Annotated in this window: 15 protein-coding genes; 11 read left to right on the plus strand and 4 right to left on the minus strand. The window is 56.2% G+C overall.

Going from position 1 to position 18,317, the window contains the following annotated elements; translation table 11 throughout:
- The first annotated feature begins 11 nt into the window (after positions 1–11).
- The 5 genes from ACR0JB_RS21280 to ACR0JB_RS21300 all read left to right on the plus strand — a co-directional run bounded on the left by ACR0JB_RS21280 (position 12) and on the right by ACR0JB_RS21300 (position 5,483).
- On the plus strand, positions 12–1,016 hold the full coding sequence (locus ACR0JB_RS21280; protein WP_170400076.1) for an ABC transporter ATP-binding protein: 1,005 nt from the start codon (positions 12–14) through the stop codon (positions 1,014–1,016).
- Positions 1,013–1,786: an L-iditol 2-dehydrogenase gene (locus ACR0JB_RS21285; RefSeq protein ID WP_170400074.1), complete on the plus strand. Its 774-nt coding sequence runs from the start codon at positions 1,013–1,015 to the stop codon at positions 1,784–1,786. The genes ACR0JB_RS21280 and ACR0JB_RS21285 overlap by 4 nt, the downstream gene beginning before the upstream one ends.
- Complete coding sequence (locus tag ACR0JB_RS21290; protein WP_480790282.1) at positions 1,786–3,279, plus strand: mannitol dehydrogenase family protein; 1,494 nt, start codon at positions 1,786–1,788, stop codon at positions 3,277–3,279. Before ACR0JB_RS21285 ends, ACR0JB_RS21290 begins: the two co-directional genes overlap by 1 nt.
- Before the next feature lie 136 nt (positions 3,280–3,415).
- Positions 3,416–4,369: a helix-turn-helix transcriptional regulator gene (locus tag ACR0JB_RS21295; protein ID WP_254437506.1), complete on the plus strand. Its 954-nt coding sequence runs from the start codon at positions 3,416–3,418 to the stop codon at positions 4,367–4,369.
- A gap of 121 nt (positions 4,370–4,490) precedes the next feature.
- Positions 4,491–5,483 carry an MBL fold metallo-hydrolase gene (locus ACR0JB_RS21300; RefSeq protein WP_366554077.1) on the plus strand — a complete coding sequence of 331 codons (993 nt, stop codon included), beginning with the start codon at positions 4,491–4,493 and terminating at the stop codon, positions 5,481–5,483.
- 91 nt (positions 5,484–5,574) lie between these two features.
- Here ACR0JB_RS21300 and ACR0JB_RS21305 read toward each other — a convergent pair whose 3' ends face one another.
- A complete protein-coding gene (locus tag ACR0JB_RS21305; RefSeq protein ID WP_170351966.1) occupies positions 5,575–5,712 on the minus strand; it encodes a hypothetical protein in 138 nt (45 codons plus the stop codon).
- 55 nt (positions 5,713–5,767) lie between these two features.
- Complete coding sequence (locus ACR0JB_RS21310) at positions 5,768–6,670, minus strand: LysR family transcriptional regulator (protein WP_170362743.1); 903 nt, start codon at positions 6,668–6,670, stop codon at positions 5,768–5,770.
- Positions 6,671–6,777: 107 nt separating this feature from the next.
- On the opposite strand from ACR0JB_RS21310, the gene ACR0JB_RS21315 reads away from it, so the two are divergent.
- The 6 genes from ACR0JB_RS21315 to ACR0JB_RS21340 all read left to right on the plus strand — a co-directional run bounded on the left by ACR0JB_RS21315 (position 6,778) and on the right by ACR0JB_RS21340 (position 14,566).
- Complete coding sequence (locus ACR0JB_RS21315) at positions 6,778–8,229, plus strand: aldehyde dehydrogenase family protein (protein WP_170507853.1); 1,452 nt, start codon at positions 6,778–6,780, stop codon at positions 8,227–8,229.
- Positions 8,229–9,206, plus strand: coding sequence for a membrane dipeptidase (locus ACR0JB_RS21320; protein WP_170507854.1), 978 nt, complete (start codon positions 8,229–8,231; stop codon positions 9,204–9,206). The genes ACR0JB_RS21315 and ACR0JB_RS21320 overlap by 1 nt, the downstream gene beginning before the upstream one ends.
- A 14-nt stretch (positions 9,207–9,220) precedes the next feature.
- Positions 9,221–10,912: a hypothetical protein gene (locus ACR0JB_RS21325; RefSeq protein WP_170400061.1), complete on the plus strand. Its 1,692-nt coding sequence runs from the start codon at positions 9,221–9,223 to the stop codon at positions 10,910–10,912.
- On the plus strand, positions 10,909–11,559 hold the full coding sequence (locus ACR0JB_RS21330; protein ID WP_170400059.1) for a DUF3726 domain-containing protein: 651 nt from the start codon (positions 10,909–10,911) through the stop codon (positions 11,557–11,559). Before ACR0JB_RS21325 ends, ACR0JB_RS21330 begins: the two co-directional genes overlap by 4 nt.
- Before the next feature lie 52 nt (positions 11,560–11,611).
- Positions 11,612–12,619: an Ldh family oxidoreductase gene (locus ACR0JB_RS21335; protein WP_170379794.1), complete on the plus strand. Its 1,008-nt coding sequence runs from the start codon at positions 11,612–11,614 to the stop codon at positions 12,617–12,619.
- 120 nt (positions 12,620–12,739) lie between these two features.
- Positions 12,740–14,566, plus strand: coding sequence for a BCCT family transporter (locus ACR0JB_RS21340; RefSeq protein WP_170351972.1), 1,827 nt, complete (start codon positions 12,740–12,742; stop codon positions 14,564–14,566).
- Positions 14,567–14,766: 200 nt separating this feature from the next.
- Here the strand turns inward: ACR0JB_RS21340 and ACR0JB_RS21345 are convergent, their stop codons facing one another.
- Complete coding sequence (locus ACR0JB_RS21345; RefSeq protein WP_170400057.1) at positions 14,767–15,528, minus strand: glycosyltransferase family 2 protein; 762 nt, start codon at positions 15,526–15,528, stop codon at positions 14,767–14,769.
- Positions 15,529–15,702: 174 nt separating this feature from the next.
- On the minus strand, positions 15,703–17,838 hold the full coding sequence (locus ACR0JB_RS21350) for a GumC family protein (protein WP_480790283.1): 2,136 nt from the start codon (positions 17,836–17,838) through the stop codon (positions 15,703–15,705).
- Positions 17,839–18,317 lie beyond the last annotated feature (479 nt).

The following is an 18,317-nucleotide window of genomic DNA, read 5'->3' on the forward strand; positions in this document are numbered from 1 at the left end:
GAAGACGACGTATGGGACGTATTCAACTTAAATCCGTGACCAAAAGCTTCGGCGACGTGCAGGTCATTCCACCGCTGGATCTGACCATCGAAGATGGCGAGTTCACTGTCTTCGTCGGCCCTTCGGGGTGTGGCAAATCCACCTTACTGCGCCTGATCGCGGGGTTAGAGGATATCACCTCGGGCTCTGTCGACATCGACGGGGCGGATGCCACCGATGTGCCGCCTGCCAAGCGTGGCTTGGCGATGGTGTTCCAGTCTTACGCTCTGTACCCGCATATGACGGTGCGCAAGAACATCGCATTTCCACTGCGCATGGCCAAACTTGATCAGGCTGAAATCGACAAACGCGTCGAGGGGGCGGCAGGTGTACTGAACCTGGCTGACTATCTTGATCGTCGACCCGGACAATTGTCGGGCGGGCAGCGCCAGCGTGTTGCCATTGGCCGCGCCATTGTGCGCGAACCTGCGGCGTTTCTGTTCGACGAACCGCTGTCCAATCTCGATGCCGCGTTACGGGTGGGCATGCGGCTTGAGATCAGCGAGTTGCACGAGCGTCTGGCCACAACAATGATCTACGTGACACATGATCAGGTCGAGGCGATGACCATGGCCGATAAGATCGTGGTGCTTCAGGCCGGTGTCATCGAACAGGTCGGCAGCCCACTAGAGCTGTACCGCAGCCCGCGCAATTTGTTTGTTGCAGGCTTCATCGGCTCGCCCAAAATGAACTTTATCGAAGGTGAAGAGGCTGCGAAACACGGGGCCCACACCATTGGTGTGCGCCCTGAACATATCACGGTATCCGAAAGCGACGGGCCATGGTCTGGTGTCGTTGGCGTATCCGAACATCTGGGGTCGGACACCTTCTTTCATATCCACGAAACCGGGTTGGCCGAAACCATCACCGTGCGCGCGGATGGAGAGGTCGGATTCCGTCATGGAGATCGTGTCCATCTGGCCCCACGAGCAGATGTCATTCATCGGTTTGACGCACAGGGATTGCGCTTCGAATGACGCGTTTGGCCGGCAAAACAACTCTAATTACGGGGGCCGCGCGTGGTATCGGCCTAGCCTTTGCCAAAGCCTATGTTGCCGAGGGCGCGCGTGTTGCGATTGCCGATATCGACATCACCCGTGCGCGAAAGGTCGCAGCCGAAATTGGTGATCCCGCGCTGGCCATCGAGATGGACATAACCAACCAGTCCAGCATCGATCAAGCAGTTGCGCAAACACTCGCGCATTTCGGACCCATCGAAATTCTGGTCAACAACGCCGCGATTTTCACTGCCGCCCCGATCACCGAGATCGAGCGCGCCGATTTCAACCGTGTTTTTGACATCAACGTCGCCGGAACCCTGTTCACCATGCAGGCGGTTGCACGACACATGATCGCGCACGGGGTCAAAGGCCGCATCATAAATATGGCCTCTCAGGCCGGACGGCGTGGTGAACCTCTGGTTGCGGTCTATTGCGCCAGCAAGGCGGCGATTATCTCGCTGACGCAATCGGCAGGGCTGAACCTGATCCAACACGGGATTAACGTGAACGCCATCGCACCGGGCGTTGTTGACGGCGAACACTGGGACGGTGTTGATGCGTTCTTTGCCAAACACGAAGGCAAAGCCCCCGGGCAAAAAAAGCGCGAAGTGGCGGCGGCTGTTCCCTATGGCCGTATGGGCCGCGCCGAAGATTTGACCGGAATGGCCGTTTTTCTGGCTTCGGACGAGGCCAAATACATCGTTGCGCAAACCTATAATGTCGATGGCGGAAACTGGATGAGCTGATGGATCCTCTGGCGAACGCAAAACCTCCGGTACCGCTGGGTCGTAATGCCCTTACGGACTTGCCTGCAGCAGTCAGAAGGCCATCGTATAGCCACGCTGAATTGCGACCGGGTATCGTGCATATCGGTCTTGGCAATTTCCACCGCGCACATCAGGCCTGGTACATCCACCGTTTGATGCAGCAGGGCCTGGCCAAGGATTGGGCGATTATCGGCGCAGGTGTTCGGGCTTATGATGCCGGGATGCGGGAAAAGCTGGTCAGTCAGGATTGTCTGACAACGCTGATCGAACTTGACCCGTCCGGCATGTCCGCTGAAATCATTGCCCCGATGATTGACTATCTGCCGATCGAACCCGGGAACGCGCCGTTGATCCAACAAATGTCCGATCCAGCGATCCGCATCGTGTCCCTGACCATCACCGAAGGGGGGTATTTCCTGGACGCCAATACCGGGGCGCTAGACACTACCCACCAAGATATCCGCCACGATGCGCAAAACCCTGACCAACCTTTTACGGCTTTCGGCGCCATCGTTGCGGCGCTTGGGCAGCGTCGAGCGCATGGCTTGAAACCTTTTACCGCGCTCAGCTGCGATAATCTGCAAGGCAACGGAACGATCCTGCGTAACTGTATCGTCGGATTGGCGCGGTTGTCTGACCCTGATCTGGCCGACTGGATCGAACAGAACGGGGCATTTCCGAATTCGATGGTGGATTGCATCGTGCCGGCCACAACACATCAGGTGATCTCGCAATGCCGCGCCCTGGGTATCGAAGACCGCGCCCCGGTTTCGCATGAGAATTTTCGCCAATGGGTGATCGAGGATGATTTCTGCGCTGATCGTCCCGCGCTTGAAAAGGTTGGTGTGACACTGACCCGCAATGTACATACGTACGAGGCCATGAAGCTGCGTGTTCTGAATGGCGGCCATCAACTGCTTGCGAATGTTGGGGAAATACTGAATGTCCCGACGATTGCCGACTGTATGCAGGATGACGATATCACGGCCTTTTTCAAAAAGGTTCAGGCTGAGGGTATATTACCCCATGTCGCGCCGGTGCCTGGAACACCACCTGCTGACTATCTTGAACTGGTCGCGAGACGTTTTGCGAATACTGCCATTCACGACACGACACGCCGGGTTGCCTTTGACGGCTCGTCCCGCCATCCCGGATTTTTGCTGCCGTCGCTGCGTGACGCACTGGCGTTAGGATCGCCAGTGAACGGGCTCGCCCTGGCCGAGGCGTTCTGGTGCCGGATGTGCGCGGGCCTTCGCGAAGACGGAAGCGAAATCGCGGATAATGACCCCTTTTGGACCGAATTGCATGACGCTGCTCTAGCCGCGAAAGCGGACCCCTTGATCTGGATCGCACAAAGCAAATTCTACGGAGATATCGGCCGGGAAGAACGTTTTGCAACAGCGTTTTCCCAATGGCTCAGGACCATCTGCCAACGGGGAAGCCGGGCGGCAATTGCGCAATACCTCGGATAATCCGGTGGCTGGCCTTCGGCTTTCGAGGTCAAATATTCGCGATAAATTTTGAATATCGTGCAAATTCGGGCAAAAATACTGGCAATGTCTGCAAATAGGTTTCATCGCGTAACCTATGTTGCGCTCGGAGGTTGGCTTGAAACCCACAATTTCGCAGGAAACCATCGCCAAATGGCAGCGGATCGTCGATCTGATTGCCCGGGTTGCCGATGTCCCTGCAAGTCTCGTGATGCGGACACATGCGCCTCATCATTCTGTTTTTGTCACAAGCAGAAGTAACAACAACCCCTATGAGGTAGGATGCGGTTTTACCCTGAGTGAGAAGCTTTATTGCTATGGCGTTTTGAAACGCGATGGCGAACTGACGGTCGAAAATGCAACCCAAGACCCGGAATGGTGTGACAATGACGACCTAGAACACGGGATGAGTTTCTATATCGGCTATCCGCTCAAATGGCCCGACGGTACGATTTTTGGAACAATTTGCGTTTTGGATTTGCGCCGTAACCAACGCGCATTGCTGTTCCGCGAGGGCCTGCAGGAATTCGCCAGGGTCATAGAATCCGATCTTTCGTTGCTGGTTGAGATTGACCGCCGCACCGCGCTTGAGGCCGAATTGCAAGCCACGCTGGATCAACTGGAACAGCGCGTGGCCAACCGGACCGCAGATCTGGAAGAGGCAAATGCCGCGTTGCGGGTATTGCTGAGCAGTGTCGAAACTTCGCGGCAGGAATATGATGCCAAGATTCTAAGTCAGATAAAGGGGTTGGTGGTTCCGCATCTGGCAAAGCTGCGTGGCCGAATGGACAGCGACCCTGCCGGTCGGATTTATCTGGACCTTGCTGAAGAAAGCTTGAAATCCATCACCTCTGAGATGAGTGGGCAACTGACCACGATCTTTGAATCCCTGACACCAACCGAACAGGAAATCGCACAGTTGATCATGCGGGGACAGACGACCAAAGATATTGCGAGAACGCTGTCACGCGAACCCAGCACGATCGAGTTTCACCGCAACAACATACGCGCAAAGCTTGGATTGAAACGCAGCGGTAAGAACCTGCGCAGCCTGCTGTTGTCGATCCAGTGAACATGGGGAATCCCCCCATGTTTCCCCCGTATATTTTCGATGCACTGTTTAATAAACGAGGTTGGTACCCTGTTTCTGTTCCGGCAAAGACCGGAACGAGAGACAACAGGGAATACCAAAAATGGAAAGAGATGACCTGAACCTTAAGCCGACGCTATTGCGTGGTGACAAGGATGAGTTGACGCCGGGCCTGTCGCGGCGGTCCTTTTTTATGGCGGCGGGTGCTGCCGGTGTTGGTGGGGCGGCCTCGCTGCTGACCACGACATCTGCCAAGGCGCAATCCACCGACTGGACACAACCCGGCAACAATAACGGCGTGATCGAATTGCAGAAAACCACGGGACAATCCGTGGATGGGACCGTCGGGATCGACTATTACGGTCACTGCGCCATCAAGATCACATCACCCGGTGGTGCCACCGTTCTGTTCGACCCCTGGCGCGACGACCCTTCGGGTGCGTGGGGTCTGTGGTTCAAGAATGAATTCCCGGAAACGCCGGTCGATATCTGCATGTCCACGCATACGCATTTCGACCATGACGCCATTCACCGCCCGGTTTCGACCATGGTTCTGGACCGGATGGTCGGGAACTTTGAATTCGCCGACATCAAGATCACCGGTTTTGCGGACAAACACGTGTGCCGCGCGCCGGGCTGGTACGACTGGACCAACGCACTGGGCGAGTTCGGAGTGCAAGCCTGCCCGCCGGACAATGTCAGCCACATGGACATGGTGGTTTATCTGATTGAAACCGGCGGCATCCGCACACTGATCTGGGGCGACAACCGGCACGATCCGCCACAGGAATTCTGGGATGCGATTGGCCAGGTTGATGTTCTGACATTGCCCGTCGACGGGTCGCAGCACATTCTGGACTATAAACAAGGCAACGACATCGTCGAAAAGCTGAAGCCCAAGATCATCATTCCAACGCATTACCTGAGCGAGACCACAAGCTATACGCTGACCACGCTTCAGAATGCGGATGAATGGGTGAAATCGCAGAAAAGCTACAAGATGCTGGATTCGGCCAGCCTGTCTCTCGAATCGGGTGATGTGGCAGGAATGGATCGCGAGTTCCTGTATTTTGGGCACAACGCACACACAGCCTGACCTAGGCAGGCCGGTAGGGCGGTTACCTTCGCGCGGGCCGCCCTGCCACAAACTCACGTAAAGCTGACGTAGCCTCAGGGCGAATTCACCTTCAGCCGTTTAGCCGCCGCTGAACATCTTCGTCGTATTCACCCGCCGCCATTCGCTTGAACGCCCTTTTCCAACCATCCGCCAATTCCGGCATCACCGCCAATTCCTCGGCCTCGGCACGGGTCGCTTTTCTGAGCAACCGGGACGACACGTTGCGCGGTGAAAACCCAATTTCGTTGTCCAGGGGCGTTTTCTTATCGAAAACAAAGATGCTCTGTTGTCAGAGCTTCGACCGTTTCAATGATGTCCTTCTCCAATTTGCGCGCGGCGGGTGACAGCGCCGATCCCGCTTTGCGCAACAGATGAATGTGGCGCTTTAAGGTCTCATCGGCTAGTGGACGGAACACAAGGTCGCTCGGACCTGAAGAGATTGCGGCCATTTCAGGCAGGATAGTCACGCCAATACCGGCCCTGACCATCCCCAGAATGGAGGTCAGGTTATGGGCCGATAAACGCGATCTGGCGTGTATCTTTTCGGATTCTGGACCCGGAATGCCGTCGGATAAGCTATTGGCGATCAGACGTTCATTCTCCAGCGCTTTCCAGTTGACGGGGCCGGTGCCCCTGGCCAACGGATGATTTGGGGCAACCAGAACGCCGAACCGGTCGGTCAGCAAAAGCTGGCTGTGCAGACTAGACCCGTTGACGCCCAGTGTTGCGATACCGATATCAATTCGACCGCGTGACAATTCATGCAAAACCGATTTTGAATCCATATCGCGCAGGTCGATCCGGACTTTGTCATATGTGTCTATTTTACGGGCAAAAACCTGCGGAATGATTGTGCCAGCCACTGACGGTACTGTGGCAATTCGAACATGTCCCAAACTGGCGTCAGCGAAATTTTCGATGGCCCGTACAGTATTGTCGAAATGCTGAACTTCCTGCTCTGATTGTTCGAGAACAAATTCTCCTAGTGCAGTGAGCTTGTTTTTCCGGTCCGTTTCGAACAGCGGTTCCCCAAGATGGGTTTCCAGCTGTTTCATCATCATCGACACCGCAGAAGGTGTTCGTTTCAGGACCAAAGCCGCGTCCGTCAGGTTGCCGCAACGCGCGACGGCGACAAAGCCACGAAGCAATTCGATTTTGAGTGTCATCCGATCATTTCAATTTAGTTGAAGTAATGTTCAATAATTTTAGTTTGATTGATTACCCCAAAGAGGTCCATACCTGATCGATACTTTCTGAATGAGGCGACACAGCTATGGCTGACATCCAAAAGAACCTGATCGCTGGCGAGTGGCTGGCAGGTGAAAGCGAAATCGAAAACCGCAACCCATCTGATCTGAGCGACTTGGTTGGTTTGTTTGCTCAGGCCAGCGCCGATCAGCTAGTGACAACGCTGGATCAGGCGCGTGTCGCACAAGCCGAATGGGCGGCTTATGGGCTTGAGCGCAAACAGGCGGTTCTGAACGCCATCGGCAACGAATTGATGTCCCGTGCCGAAGAGCTGGGCACCCTGCTCAGCCGGGAAGAGGGCAAGCCTCTGGCCGAGGGCAAGGGCGAAGTCTATCGCGCCGGTCAGTTCTTTACCTATTACGCTGCCGAATGTCTGCGCCAGATTGGTGAGAACGCTGATTCAGTACGTCCCGACATCGAGGTTGATGTGCGCCGCGAGGCCGTAGGCATTGTCGCCATCATCAGCCCGTGGAACTTCCCCACGGCAACCGCTTCGTGGAAAATCGCTCCGGCGTTGTGTTATGGCAACGCCGTTGTGTGGAAACCTGCCAACATTACGCCCGCCTCGGCGGTGGCCCTGACCGAGATCATCAATCGTCAGGATATCCCTAAGGGTCTGTTCAGTCTTGTGATGGGATCGGGCCGATCAATCGGTCAGCGTCTTGTCGAAAGCCCTAAGGTCAACGCGATTTCTTTCACCGGCTCGGTTCCGGTCGGCAAGGGTATCGCGACGGCGGCCATCCAGAACCTAACCAAAGTTCAGATGGAAATGGGGTCGAAAAACGCTCTGGCCGTTATGGACGACGCCGATCTGGATCTGGCGGTAACGCTGGCCCTTGGCGGGGCGTTCGGTGGCACAGGGCAAAAATGCACGGCCTCCTCTCGCCTCGTGGTACACGCAGGCATTCACGACGCGTTTGTAGAAAAGCTGGTTGCGGGTGCGCAGGCGATGAAAGTCGGCCACGCGCTGGAGGAAGGGGTTCAGATGGGTCCGGTCGTCAGCCAGCAGCAGTTGGCTGAAAATCTGGCCTATGTCGATCTGGGCAAATCCGAAGGCGCGGAACTGGCTTGTGGCGGGCAGCGTTTGGATATGCCGCATGACGGCTTTTACATGTCGCCCGGCGTGTTCCTGAACACGCGCAACGATATGCGCATCAACCGCGAAGAAATGTTCGCGCCACTGACCAGCGTCATCAAGGTTGGCAGCTATGATGAAGCGCTGAGCGTCGTCAATGACACTAATTTCGGCCTGACCTCGGGCATCGTGACCAAATCGCTGGCTCGGGCCACGCATTTCCGCCGCAACGCGCGCACCGGCGTTGTCACGGTGAACCTGCCCACCGCAGGCACTGATTATCATGTGCCGTTCGGTGGCCGCGGCGACAGTTCGTACGGCCCGCGCGAACAAGGCAAAGCCGCGGCTGAGTTCTACACAACGGTCAAGACCGCCTATATCAGCGCCGGAAAGCCGGATTGATGCTGATCGATTGCCTGCAATACGCCAACTGGTCGGAGAAAATATTCCGTCAATTGCGCGAAGGGGGCGTGGACGCGATCCACGTCACCATCGCCTATCACGAAAACTTCCGCGAAACGGTTCTGAATTTTGAGAAATGGAACCGTTGGTTCGAGAAATACCCCGACCTCATCATGAAGGGCCGCTGGGCCAGCGACATTGACGTGGCCCGAGAAACGGGGCGGACGGCGGTGTTCTTTGGCTTCCAGAACCCCTCGCCCATCGAAGACGATATTGGTCTGGTCGAAATCCTGCACGATCTGGGCGCGCGGTTCATGCAGCTGACCTATAATAACCAGTCGTTGCTGGCGACGGGCTGTTACGAGGCCGAAGACACCGGCATCACCCGCATGGGCAAGCAGGTCATCAAAGAGATGAACCGCGTTGGTCTTGTGGTGGACATGAGCCATTCGGCAGATCGTTCAACCATCGAGGCGGTTGAGATTTCCGAACGTCCCATCGCCATCACCCATGCCAATCCGCATGAGTGGTCGCCTGCCCTTCGCAACAAGCGGGACATGGTTATTCGGGCCGTAACAGAAAACGGTGGGATGCTGGGCTTTTCGGTCTACCCTCATCACCTCAAGGACAAATCCGACTGCACGCTTGAGAGTTTCTGCGAAATGATCGCGCGGACTGCGGACAAATACGGCGCTCAGCATTTGGGGATCGGCACCGACCTGTGCCAGGATCAACCCGACAGCATCGTGGAATGGATGCGCGTCGGTCGCTGGACCAAAGAGATTGACTATGGTGAGGGCTCTGCCTCAGCCCCCGGTTTCCCGCCCATGCCAGATTGGTTCCGGGACAATCGCGACTTTGGAAATATCAGGAATGGCTTGGGCAAGACCGGCCTGAACGCCGACGAAATCGCCGGAATAATGGGAGGCAACTGGTATCGCTTCTTTAATGACAACTTCGGGCCGCCGGAAAACTGAGGAGGCATGGCCGAATGACTGACGTTTCCCAACGCGACCCAAAGCTGGTGATGCGCCTTGCGCGCCTTGGATCGATGCACCAGTCGCGCCTATCCTTCATGCGTGTTTTGACACGGCGTCTGGCCCGAGAGAACTGGCGGTTCGAGCAGACTGCTTTCGAGATTGATGAAAACGGCGTCGGCCATGCTGTCTATACAGCGCACGGGCCTGATGCGTCATATTCGTTGATCGCCTATGCCCATGACCTGCCGCCTGAAAAACGGTCTGATCGAGTGATTGCCGAAGCCTGGGACGCCACATTTACATTGTTCGATGGTGTGCCGACTGCGGATGACATCGAACGCCTTTCGCATAACATCCCGGTTCAGGAAGCCGGGCGCGTGACCGGCACAGAACTATCGGTCTCGCGCGCGAACCGGTCGGTGCGCCTGTGGGAGCATGTCGTCAGCGAACTGGCTGGCGGACGCCAGCCGTCCGTCGCGAAAATTGAGGACGTCGGTTACCTGATGCGCACGACAGCCGTTTACGGCTCGGGCAAACTGGGTGCTGCGGATCGTGAGATGATCGCCGACCGCCCCGAATTTCGTGCGCCTTTCCAGGTTGAGATGTTGTCGGTCTATCTGACGCGCTGGTTTGTGACCGATCTGGTGCAATACATGGCAGACCTGCGAGCGGCAAAAGACGGAACCCGCGCGGCGCGCCTGGACCCAGGGATTGCCCGTTCGATTGGCATCGGCAACTCGACAGGTCTGGGCATGGCGCCGTTTCTGTTAAACCACCCGGTGCTGTTCAACAATTGGATGGCAGCACGCGAACGGGCTATTCAGGCCGTCCGTGCGGTTCAAAAGGCAACCGAGGCTGAAATCACCCTGTTCCGGGAAATGCTGACGCGCAACACGCAGATCGTCGAAACCTGGCATTCGGAACACCCGATCCAGATTGAGAAACTGGCGGCCCTTCGTGGGGATGTCGCCAAGGTTACCGACTATCTGGCCAGTGCCAATCTTGATGCGGATTATCCCTGGGATACGCTTTACACATGGGCCGAGACGAACCTGACCCTGGAAGGGCAGGAATGGATTGCCTCGCTTATTCTAGAACCTTACGGGGACCTGGTAGACGGGTTTGCCGAAAGTATGGCGGCAGATAACACCGCGACTTTCCGGATAGCGGGTGCGATGAAGATCGGCGATTTGCGGACGCTGCTGAAGGACATTTATGGCTGGGCGATCGAGACAGATTGGACCACTCCGGCCAGCAAGGCTCGCGCTTGGTATGTTTCCGAGGAAAAGCTGGAACCGCGCCTAGGTGAACGCTTTGAAGAACCTATAGAGGAATATGAACAGCCTCTGGCCCCCGGGCGGGATGCCGCACTGTTGTATCAGGCTCTGGCTCATTGGTCGGACGAGGCACAGGTTGCGGATTTTCTTCTGCGCCACCCTGAACACCGCCACGTCCTGCGTCGGGCCCAGATCGTAGGTCGCGCACCCTATGCTGAAATTCGGGACAATACGATCTCGGATCGAGTACTTCCGATCGACATGTTGCGCTGCAAGCTGTCCTTCTTTGGCGCGACCAAGTTTGATCCTCGATCGGACCGCTGGGTTCGGATCTGCATGTATGGGAATGCTCCCCTGCCCTACGAATTGAATTCTGAAAACGCCGATTTCTGGGTATTCCCCGAACTTGAAGAGGCCGTGGCATGAGCCATTCGTTGAATGAAATCGAAGCTATGAGCAAACGCGCCGCGCGCGGTGCCGGCCTGTCATGGGGGCTGGCCGAAGAGGCGGCCAAAGGCACGCGCTGGCTGTCGGCTTTCGGGTTCTCGGGGGCTGGGATGTTGGCCGATCTGCTGGAAATGAACGACCGCATTCCGTCGATTGACGTGTCGCCCGTCTCTCTTAGCGCCGAAGTATGGCATGCTCCCACACGGCGTATGAGTCCGCTGATCGCCGGGGCATCGCTGAGCGATTGTGCCGTGCGGCTGATGAATCGGGGATCGATCACCATGGAGAACGTCAGCCTGCCCCTGTTGGCAGTGCCGTTCATGGGCGGTGCCGCGTTGCGTCTGGGCGTGCCAGTTTCTGCCGAATGGCAGGGGGCCCGCTTGGCCACCGACGGACGGCAGGTTTGCGTACAAGCCACGCCCGATGCGCTTGAGGCGCGCCACGCAAACAAGCTGGTCTTTTCCGCGCCCGCCGACATGACCGGGCGTCGTGAACCGGTGCTGCGCGCCGATGTGTCAGAGGAAAACTGGAACAGGCTCAGCGCCTTTGCCCATCGCACGTTCGCCCCCGCAACCGAGGAAAGCCGCTTGCGCGGCGCCGGTGCGGGATTGAGCGACAACGACTGAAATGCGGCTCCTGCACCGGGGCGCTTACAACTCTTACGAACGGGAATATATGATGATCGCCACTGAAACCCTGTCACTGTCCGAGATTGAAGACCTGGCCTTTCGCGCGCTTGTCAAAGCCGGAACATCCGAGGAAAACGCGCGTCCTTTGGCGGTCGCCACTGCAATGACCGAAGCGGATGGGGTGGCGTCACACGGGTTGGCTTATATTCCGATCTACGCTCAGCATGTCGAATGTGGCAAGGTGGACGGCACTGCAAAACCGGTGGTCACACAGCCTCGCCCTGCCGTTGTCACAGTGGATGCCGCCACTGGCTTTGCCCATAGTGCTATTGATTTGGGGTTCGAGAAACTGATCCCGCTAGCGCGTGAACAAGGCGTTGCAGTTCTGGCTGTCAACAACTCGTATAATTGCGGTGTTCTGGGCGTGCATACACAGCGGTTGGCGCAGGCCGGGCTGCTTGGGATCGGATTTACCAATGCCCCTGCCTCGATTGCCCCGTCGGGTGGCGCGAAACCCGTTGTCGGCACCAATCCCTTTTCGATTTCCGCCCCCGATGCCGATGGCAATGCCGCGCTGCTAATCGATCAATCCGCCAGCACAATTGCCAAGAGCGAGGTGATGAAGCACGCCCGCGAAGGCAAATCTGTGCCCGAAGGCTGGGTGCTGGACGCCAATGGCCAACCCACCACCGACCCCGAGGCTGGCCTGAAAGGTTCGATGGTGCCATCGGGCGGTTACAAGGGTGTCGGCATTGCCCTGACCGTCGAACTGATGGCTGCCGCGATGGCGGGTGCGACGTTGGGTTCCGTGGCCAGCCCATTCTCGGGTACGGCTGGTGGCCCGCCGAAAACCGGTCAATTCTTTATTGCCATTGACCCGCAGGCGACTTCGGGCGGGCTGTTTCAGGCCAAGCTGGCCGCTCTTATCGAGTCGGTCCGCTCGCAAGACGGTGCCCGCCTGCCAGGCGATGGTCGCAAGACATACAGAGAAGGGGCTGCAAAGGAAGGTGTCGCAGTGAACGCTGCCCTTCTTGAAAAGATCCGTGCGCTTTTGTGACGCGAAAGGGCAATAAACGGACGGAGAATAACAAACTGATATGCGCACCCCCTATAGATTTGGCGGGAATGGCGCACTTCAAAAAATAAAAAGGCCATTTACCGACAAGGGAGAACAGAGATGTCGATAAAGGAACCGTTTACGGACTTAGAAATAAAGACCGCGGATGATGGTTTTTATGAGAACTACAGCGTCCCGATTGCGCTGATAAGCAAGGCGATCATGGTTGCTCTGGTGCTTTGGGCTTTGGTCTTTCCGGCCAATGCCAACGGCACCCTGGGCAGCTGGAACGGCAAATTGCTGGAGAGCTTCAACGGCTTTTACGTCATCATCGTGGGCTTTTTCTTTTTGTTTCTGGCGGTGGTGGCCATCCTTCCGGGCACCGGTAAGCGTGTCATGGGCACACCCGGAGAAAAGCCCGAGTTTTCGAACTTTTCGTGGTTCTCGATGATGTTCGGGGCCGGTCTTGGCGTGGGCCTGATGGTGTTTGCAACGGCCGAGCCGTTGGGGTTGTGGGGCTCAAACCCCGTTGTGGTTGCCGGGGATGTTCCGGGCAATGAACCCGAGGCGATCCAATCGGCCTATCGCTATACGTTCCTGCACTATGGTTTTCACGCCTGGGCGATCTATGTGGTGACGGGCCTGTCTTTGGCCTACTACGCCTATACGCGTAACATGCCACTGACGATCCGCGCGGCGCTGACGCCGCTGTTCGGCAAGCTGATGAACGGTTTTCTTGGTCATGTGGTTGACGTTTTGGGCGTGGTTGCGACCATCCTGGGTGTTTCGGTCACCATTGGTTTTGGTGTCAGCCAGTTTATCGACGGGGTCTATGCGATCACCGGTATGCAATGGGTAATGGACCTGAGCGGAGACGTTCCGGCACCATCCAAGGTGGGCTTGATCGCGGGTCTGGTCGTTATCATGGCACTTTCGATCATTTCGGCGGTTTCGGGTGTCGGCCGCGGGGTTAAGTATCTATCAAACCTGAACCTTGTGTTGTCGATTATCCTGCTGGGAACTTTTGTGGTGTTCGGCTCGTTTGTCTTTGCAATGACCACCTATGGGTCGGCGATGGTCGACTATATCTTCCACTTCATCTCGCTGAGCTTTGGCGCCTATGGGCCGCTGTCGGCAGAAGCTTTTGCTGCAGCACTGCCCGCAGAAGCACAGGCCCATGCGGCAGACCTGATGGGGGGTGCTACCAACGCCTGGGGCAGCTTTGATGGCTTCAAGAGCGGTCTGGAAGGTGCAGCAGCTGAACTGGACGAAGCAACTCTGGCCGCAGCTTATGCCGCCGGTGAACAGGGCCGTCAGTTTGGTTGGCAGTCGGGCTGGACCACGTTCTATTGGGCTTGGTGGATCGCGTTCTCGCCGTTCGTTGGCTTGTTCCTGGCACGCATCTCAAAGGGTCGTACCGTGCGTGAGTTCATCCTGGGTTGCGTGTTCGCACCGGCATTGGTGTGCTTTGCCTGGATGACAGTCCTGGGCGGCACCGCGATCGATCTGGAACTGGCAGGCGCGGCCGAGGGCGCGATCATTGGGGCGTCGAACACCAACAAGCTGTTCGTGACTTTGTCCTACATGATCGACGGTGGGTTGTTGTCAATGCTGAACGTCATGTGCGTGATCCTAATCATGACCTTCCTGGTTACCTCTGCGGACTCCGGGATTTTGGTGATGAACACAATCATGTCGGGCGGCAGCCAAGAGACCGGCGTCAAACATCGCATCATCTGGGGTGTGATCCTGACCGCCGTAATCGGTGCGCTGATCTTGGCAGCGGGTGAGAACAACCCGATGGACGCATTGCGCAATGCGATGATCATCGGCGCGCTGCCGTTCACTATGGTGATGGGTTTGATGTGTATTTCTCTGGCCAAGGCGCTTTATCGCGACGGGCAGCGGGACAGGCACGAAGACGCCGGAACACAGGCAGCTGAATAACTGAAGCCAATAAACCAATCAGCAACGCCGCCCCCTCGGGCGGCGTTTTTTTGCGTCTGTCCAGCTCTTATAATGGGTCTGGAAACTATCGTAAATTTGCGGTGGGTTCAGTATCGACAGGGCTGCGTAGGTCGCCCGCGTGGACCTAGACGTGGTCAACCAAATCACTTTGCCCGCCCCGAAGCATGAGCTGTGCAAGCCTAGTTTGATCTCAGCTTATTCATAAATAGCTGCGGCACCTTCCGCGCGTTTTTCATGATCAGAGTAGGCGCACCGCCAACCTGATTGCGCCGGATTGCCTTATAATCTTCCGTCGATTTCCTGAGAATTCGACGGACGCTGCCGTTACTGGCCCCGCCAAGGCGCATCTTGGCCAATACTTCCGGAAGATAGGCTGCTGAAATGCAGCCCTGGCCGAAATAACGCAGTATGCTGTCATAATCTGCTGAGATCTGGAAGCTGTCATCATAGCCACCCCACCGCGTGATGACATCGCGTTTGATAAATAAGCTCGGATGTGGTGGCATCCATCCACGTTTCAGATTGTGCGGGCCATAGGGTCCAGAAACCCAATGGCGCACCACCTTGTTGGTATCCCGCGCGGACACATATTCCAGATCACCATAGACCGCGTCTGCGCCGGTTTCCTCAAAGACCTGTGCAACACGAGTCAAAACCTCAGCATGTGCAAAAAAGTCATCAGAATGCAGCAACCCGACCACATCACCGGTTGCTCGATCAGTGGCGCGGTTCAGTGCGTCATAGAGCCCCCGATCTGTTTCACTGACCAGCCGCATGCGGGGATCGTTTCGGGCATTAAGCAGCTCTAGCGTGCCATCACTAGAGCCTCCGTCCTGAACCACGTGTTCGTAGTCGTCGTAGGTTTGTGCATCCAGGCTTTGCAAGGCATCTGGAAGGGTGGCCGCACGGTTCCAAACTGCTGTAACGATAGAAAATTTCATGCATAGTTCCAAAGAAAAACAAACGTGAATATCAATTTTTTACAACGTTCTTAGCCTTGCTGAGGCTCGACCAGAAAGCGAGGCTGTTTACCTTTTTGTATCCCCGCAATGATCCGTCCTGCCAGCAACGACTGAAACGTCAATCGCACGTTAAACCAAGACGTTTTGACAGCCTTAATCGCTGTAATATTTGGACGCATATCTTCCGTAGGAATATCCGTAATGCTTGGCGCTTTGGACATTGATCTGACCCAGAATAAGACCGGTTAAGTGCTGATTATCGGTGTGGAACAGGCGCATTGCCTCGGTGATGTCTTGCGCGGATGTGTCATTCCACTTGATGGTCAACAGCACCGCATCCGCATTGCGTGCAATCAGGCGTGCGTCGGATACCAGCAATGTTGGCGGTGTGTCGATCAGTATGACGTCATAGAGTTTGCGCATGTCGTCCAGAAAAACCTTGAACCGTTCTGATGCAAATAGGTCCGCCGCATTTGCCGAGGTCTCTTCACCAGCCAGAATATCGCAGTTCAGCAACGGGTCGTGAAAGATGACCTCTTGTGGCGTGGCGTCCCCGGACAGAACCGACACGATCCCTTTTTGGGGTGCGCCCTTGAGCTGCGCTGTCATGGTCAGGCGTCGGATATCGCCTTCGACCAGCAAGACCTTTTTGCCGATACCGACAAAGTTCTGGGCCAACGCCAGTGAGTTTGTCGTCTTCCCCTCGCCTGGCAGCGATGAGGTCATAACCACAACTTGTGGTGGGCGGTCCACGTTGGACAGCATAAGCGAAGTTCTCAGGTTGCGCACCGCCTCGGCCGTGGCAGAGGACGGCTTGTCGGCCAGATATTCCAAAACCTTGCGGCGCCCGCGTGCAGGAAAGATCGGGATCTGACCCAAAACGCTGTAGCCGGTCTTGCGTTCCAAATCCTGCGCAGAGCGATAGCCTTTGCGTCGCGCTTCAGCCAACAAGACGAACCCGCCGCCCAGCATGAAGCCCAGTATGGCCGAGAGCATTAGAATTCGGGATTTTCGGGGCGAAGTCGGGATGCTGGGAATAACGGCGCGTGACAATTGCCGACTGTCCGCCTTTTGAATCCCTTCCTGCGCCGATGTCTCTTTCAGCCGCGCCAGGAAATATTCATAGAGCAGCCGAACCGCTTCGGCCTCACGCACCAATTGCTGCAACGTAATCAGGTCCGCATTCTGCTGCGCGATCTTTTGCCCAAGGTCTTCTGCCGATTGTGTCAGGGCCTGAACCTGCTGCGTTGACCGTCGCACCTCAAGCGCTGTGCGCGCGAGAAGACGTTGAAAAGCGGTGTCAAAGACTGTCTCCCCCGTACCGGAATCCTCGATTTGCGTGAAAAGGCGTTGCAACTGCGAGTCCTGGCTGGCTTCAGCCTGAGCCGCGCGGTTGTCTGCGGAAGACAGTGCGTCATACCGAGACTGTGCCGTGACACGGGTTGCCTCGGCAGATACACGACGTTCACGAAGATCTTTCAATCGCACTTCCTGCAACTGTAGAGCTTCGGGTGAGATCAGCGCAGTCGTCCCATTGAAGTCGCTGACTTTTGCCTCAGCCGTTTCCAATTCGACTTGCAGCTCGGCCACACGATCGGTCAGCCACGCCGTCGCCTGTTCGGTGGCCTCAAATTTTACCTCGATCTGGTTCAGTACGTATAGTTCGACGATCGTGTCGGCTATCAGAGCTGACTTGCGTGCCGATTCCGTCTCGACCGTAATTTCGAACACCAAGCTTTGCGGCACGATTTTGACCGAGAGCTTCTTGAGCAGGGCCGTAATCACGCTGTCCCGGGTTTTCTGCTGGGTCAGTTCCTCGGCCACCTGCTCGGGGTCGCTTCCGGTGCCAAGAACTGATTTGACGAACTGTTTGACCCCATCGAATGCCGAGTCTGGCAGAAGATCAGAATTGAACTCGGGATCAGAAACGAGGTCCAGCTTGTCCACGACCTTGCCCATCAGACCGCGGGACTGCAGCACTTCCAATTCGGAATTGACTTCAGCGGTGTCTCCGGCCAGACCGCCAACTACGCTTTGAAGGTCAACCACGCTGGCTTGATCGGTTTCCAGCATGACCACCGCAGTCGACCTGTACAGTGGCACGGCGACGACAAAGGCGTAATACCCTCCGATCAAAATGGCTATGGCGGTGGCTAGGGCAATGATCCACTTTCCACGCCATAATGTGCCTATCAAAACTCCTAAATCGACCACGTCATCTTCTGGCGCGTCACCCATTGGTGAGCGGCTCGAATTGAACTGTGCTTCGTGTATTGGAGATTGCTTCATATCAAATAAATTATCCCAAATGCCGGATACACGCGAAACGCGTTTGAAGCCGCTCTCTACAAGGTTCCAGGGCATAAATAAAGGCCCGCCCGTATGCCAAACTGCCGGTTCAAAAAGCCGCGGTGAAAACCACCTTGCCCCTGCATTTCATGCCTGCTGTTTGGGTCGGTTCAAACCAGGCTTCCAGCCACTTCCCCCTTATCTGACTATGGGCGCATGACTTCCGATCAACCCGTACGGTCGCCTAATTTAAAATCAATAATCTTAGAAAATTATTCCGGGTGAAGAACGATCAAATCTCAACCCATGACTGAATGCTAACGTCATGCATCAAGTTAGAATGAGTACCCGCAAAGCCCGGGTTTCTGAACACGCAGCTACGGAAATCTGAGGGCAAATTGGCATCTCATCCAATGAAGTCGCACCAATCCAATAAGTTGGAGATCAACAGAATGTCCCGCGCAGTAATTGCCAGCAAG

The sequence above is a fragment of the Ruegeria sp. BI7 genome (assembly GCF_056537925.1).

Bases quoted from the DNA above. Each gene is read 5' to 3' on its own strand.
- ACR0JB_RS21290 (WP_480790282.1), top strand. From the start codon at position 1,786: ATGGATCCTCTGGCGAACGCAAAACCTCCGGTACCGCTGGGTCGTAAT.
- ACR0JB_RS21330 (WP_170400059.1), top strand. From the start codon at position 10,909: ATGAGCCATTCGTTGAATGAAATCGAAGCTATGAGCAAACGCGCCGCG.
- ACR0JB_RS21300 (WP_366554077.1), top strand. From the start codon at position 4,491: ATGGAAAGAGATGACCTGAACCTTAAGCCGACGCTATTGCGTGGTGAC.
- ACR0JB_RS21325 (WP_170400061.1), top strand. From the start codon at position 9,221: ATGACTGACGTTTCCCAACGCGACCCAAAGCTGGTGATGCGCCTTGCG.
- ACR0JB_RS21315 (WP_170507853.1), top strand. From the start codon at position 6,778: ATGGCTGACATCCAAAAGAACCTGATCGCTGGCGAGTGGCTGGCAGGT.
- ACR0JB_RS21320 (WP_170507854.1), top strand. From the start codon at position 8,229: ATGCTGATCGATTGCCTGCAATACGCCAACTGGTCGGAGAAAATATTC.
- ACR0JB_RS21280 (WP_170400076.1), top strand. From the start codon at position 12: ATGGGACGTATTCAACTTAAATCCGTGACCAAAAGCTTCGGCGACGTG.
- ACR0JB_RS21350 (WP_480790283.1), bottom strand. From the start codon at position 17,838: ATGAAGCAATCTCCAATACACGAAGCACAGTTCAATTCGAGCCGCTCA.
- ACR0JB_RS21310 (WP_170362743.1), bottom strand. From the start codon at position 6,670: ATGACACTCAAAATCGAATTGCTTCGTGGCTTTGTCGCCGTCGCGCGT.
- ACR0JB_RS21335 (WP_170379794.1), top strand. From the start codon at position 11,612: ATGATCGCCACTGAAACCCTGTCACTGTCCGAGATTGAAGACCTGGCC.
- ACR0JB_RS21345 (WP_170400057.1), bottom strand. From the start codon at position 15,528: ATGAAATTTTCTATCGTTACAGCAGTTTGGAACCGTGCGGCCACCCTT.
- ACR0JB_RS21340 (WP_170351972.1), top strand. From the start codon at position 12,740: ATGTCGATAAAGGAACCGTTTACGGACTTAGAAATAAAGACCGCGGAT.
- ACR0JB_RS21285 (WP_170400074.1), top strand. From the start codon at position 1,013: ATGACGCGTTTGGCCGGCAAAACAACTCTAATTACGGGGGCCGCGCGT.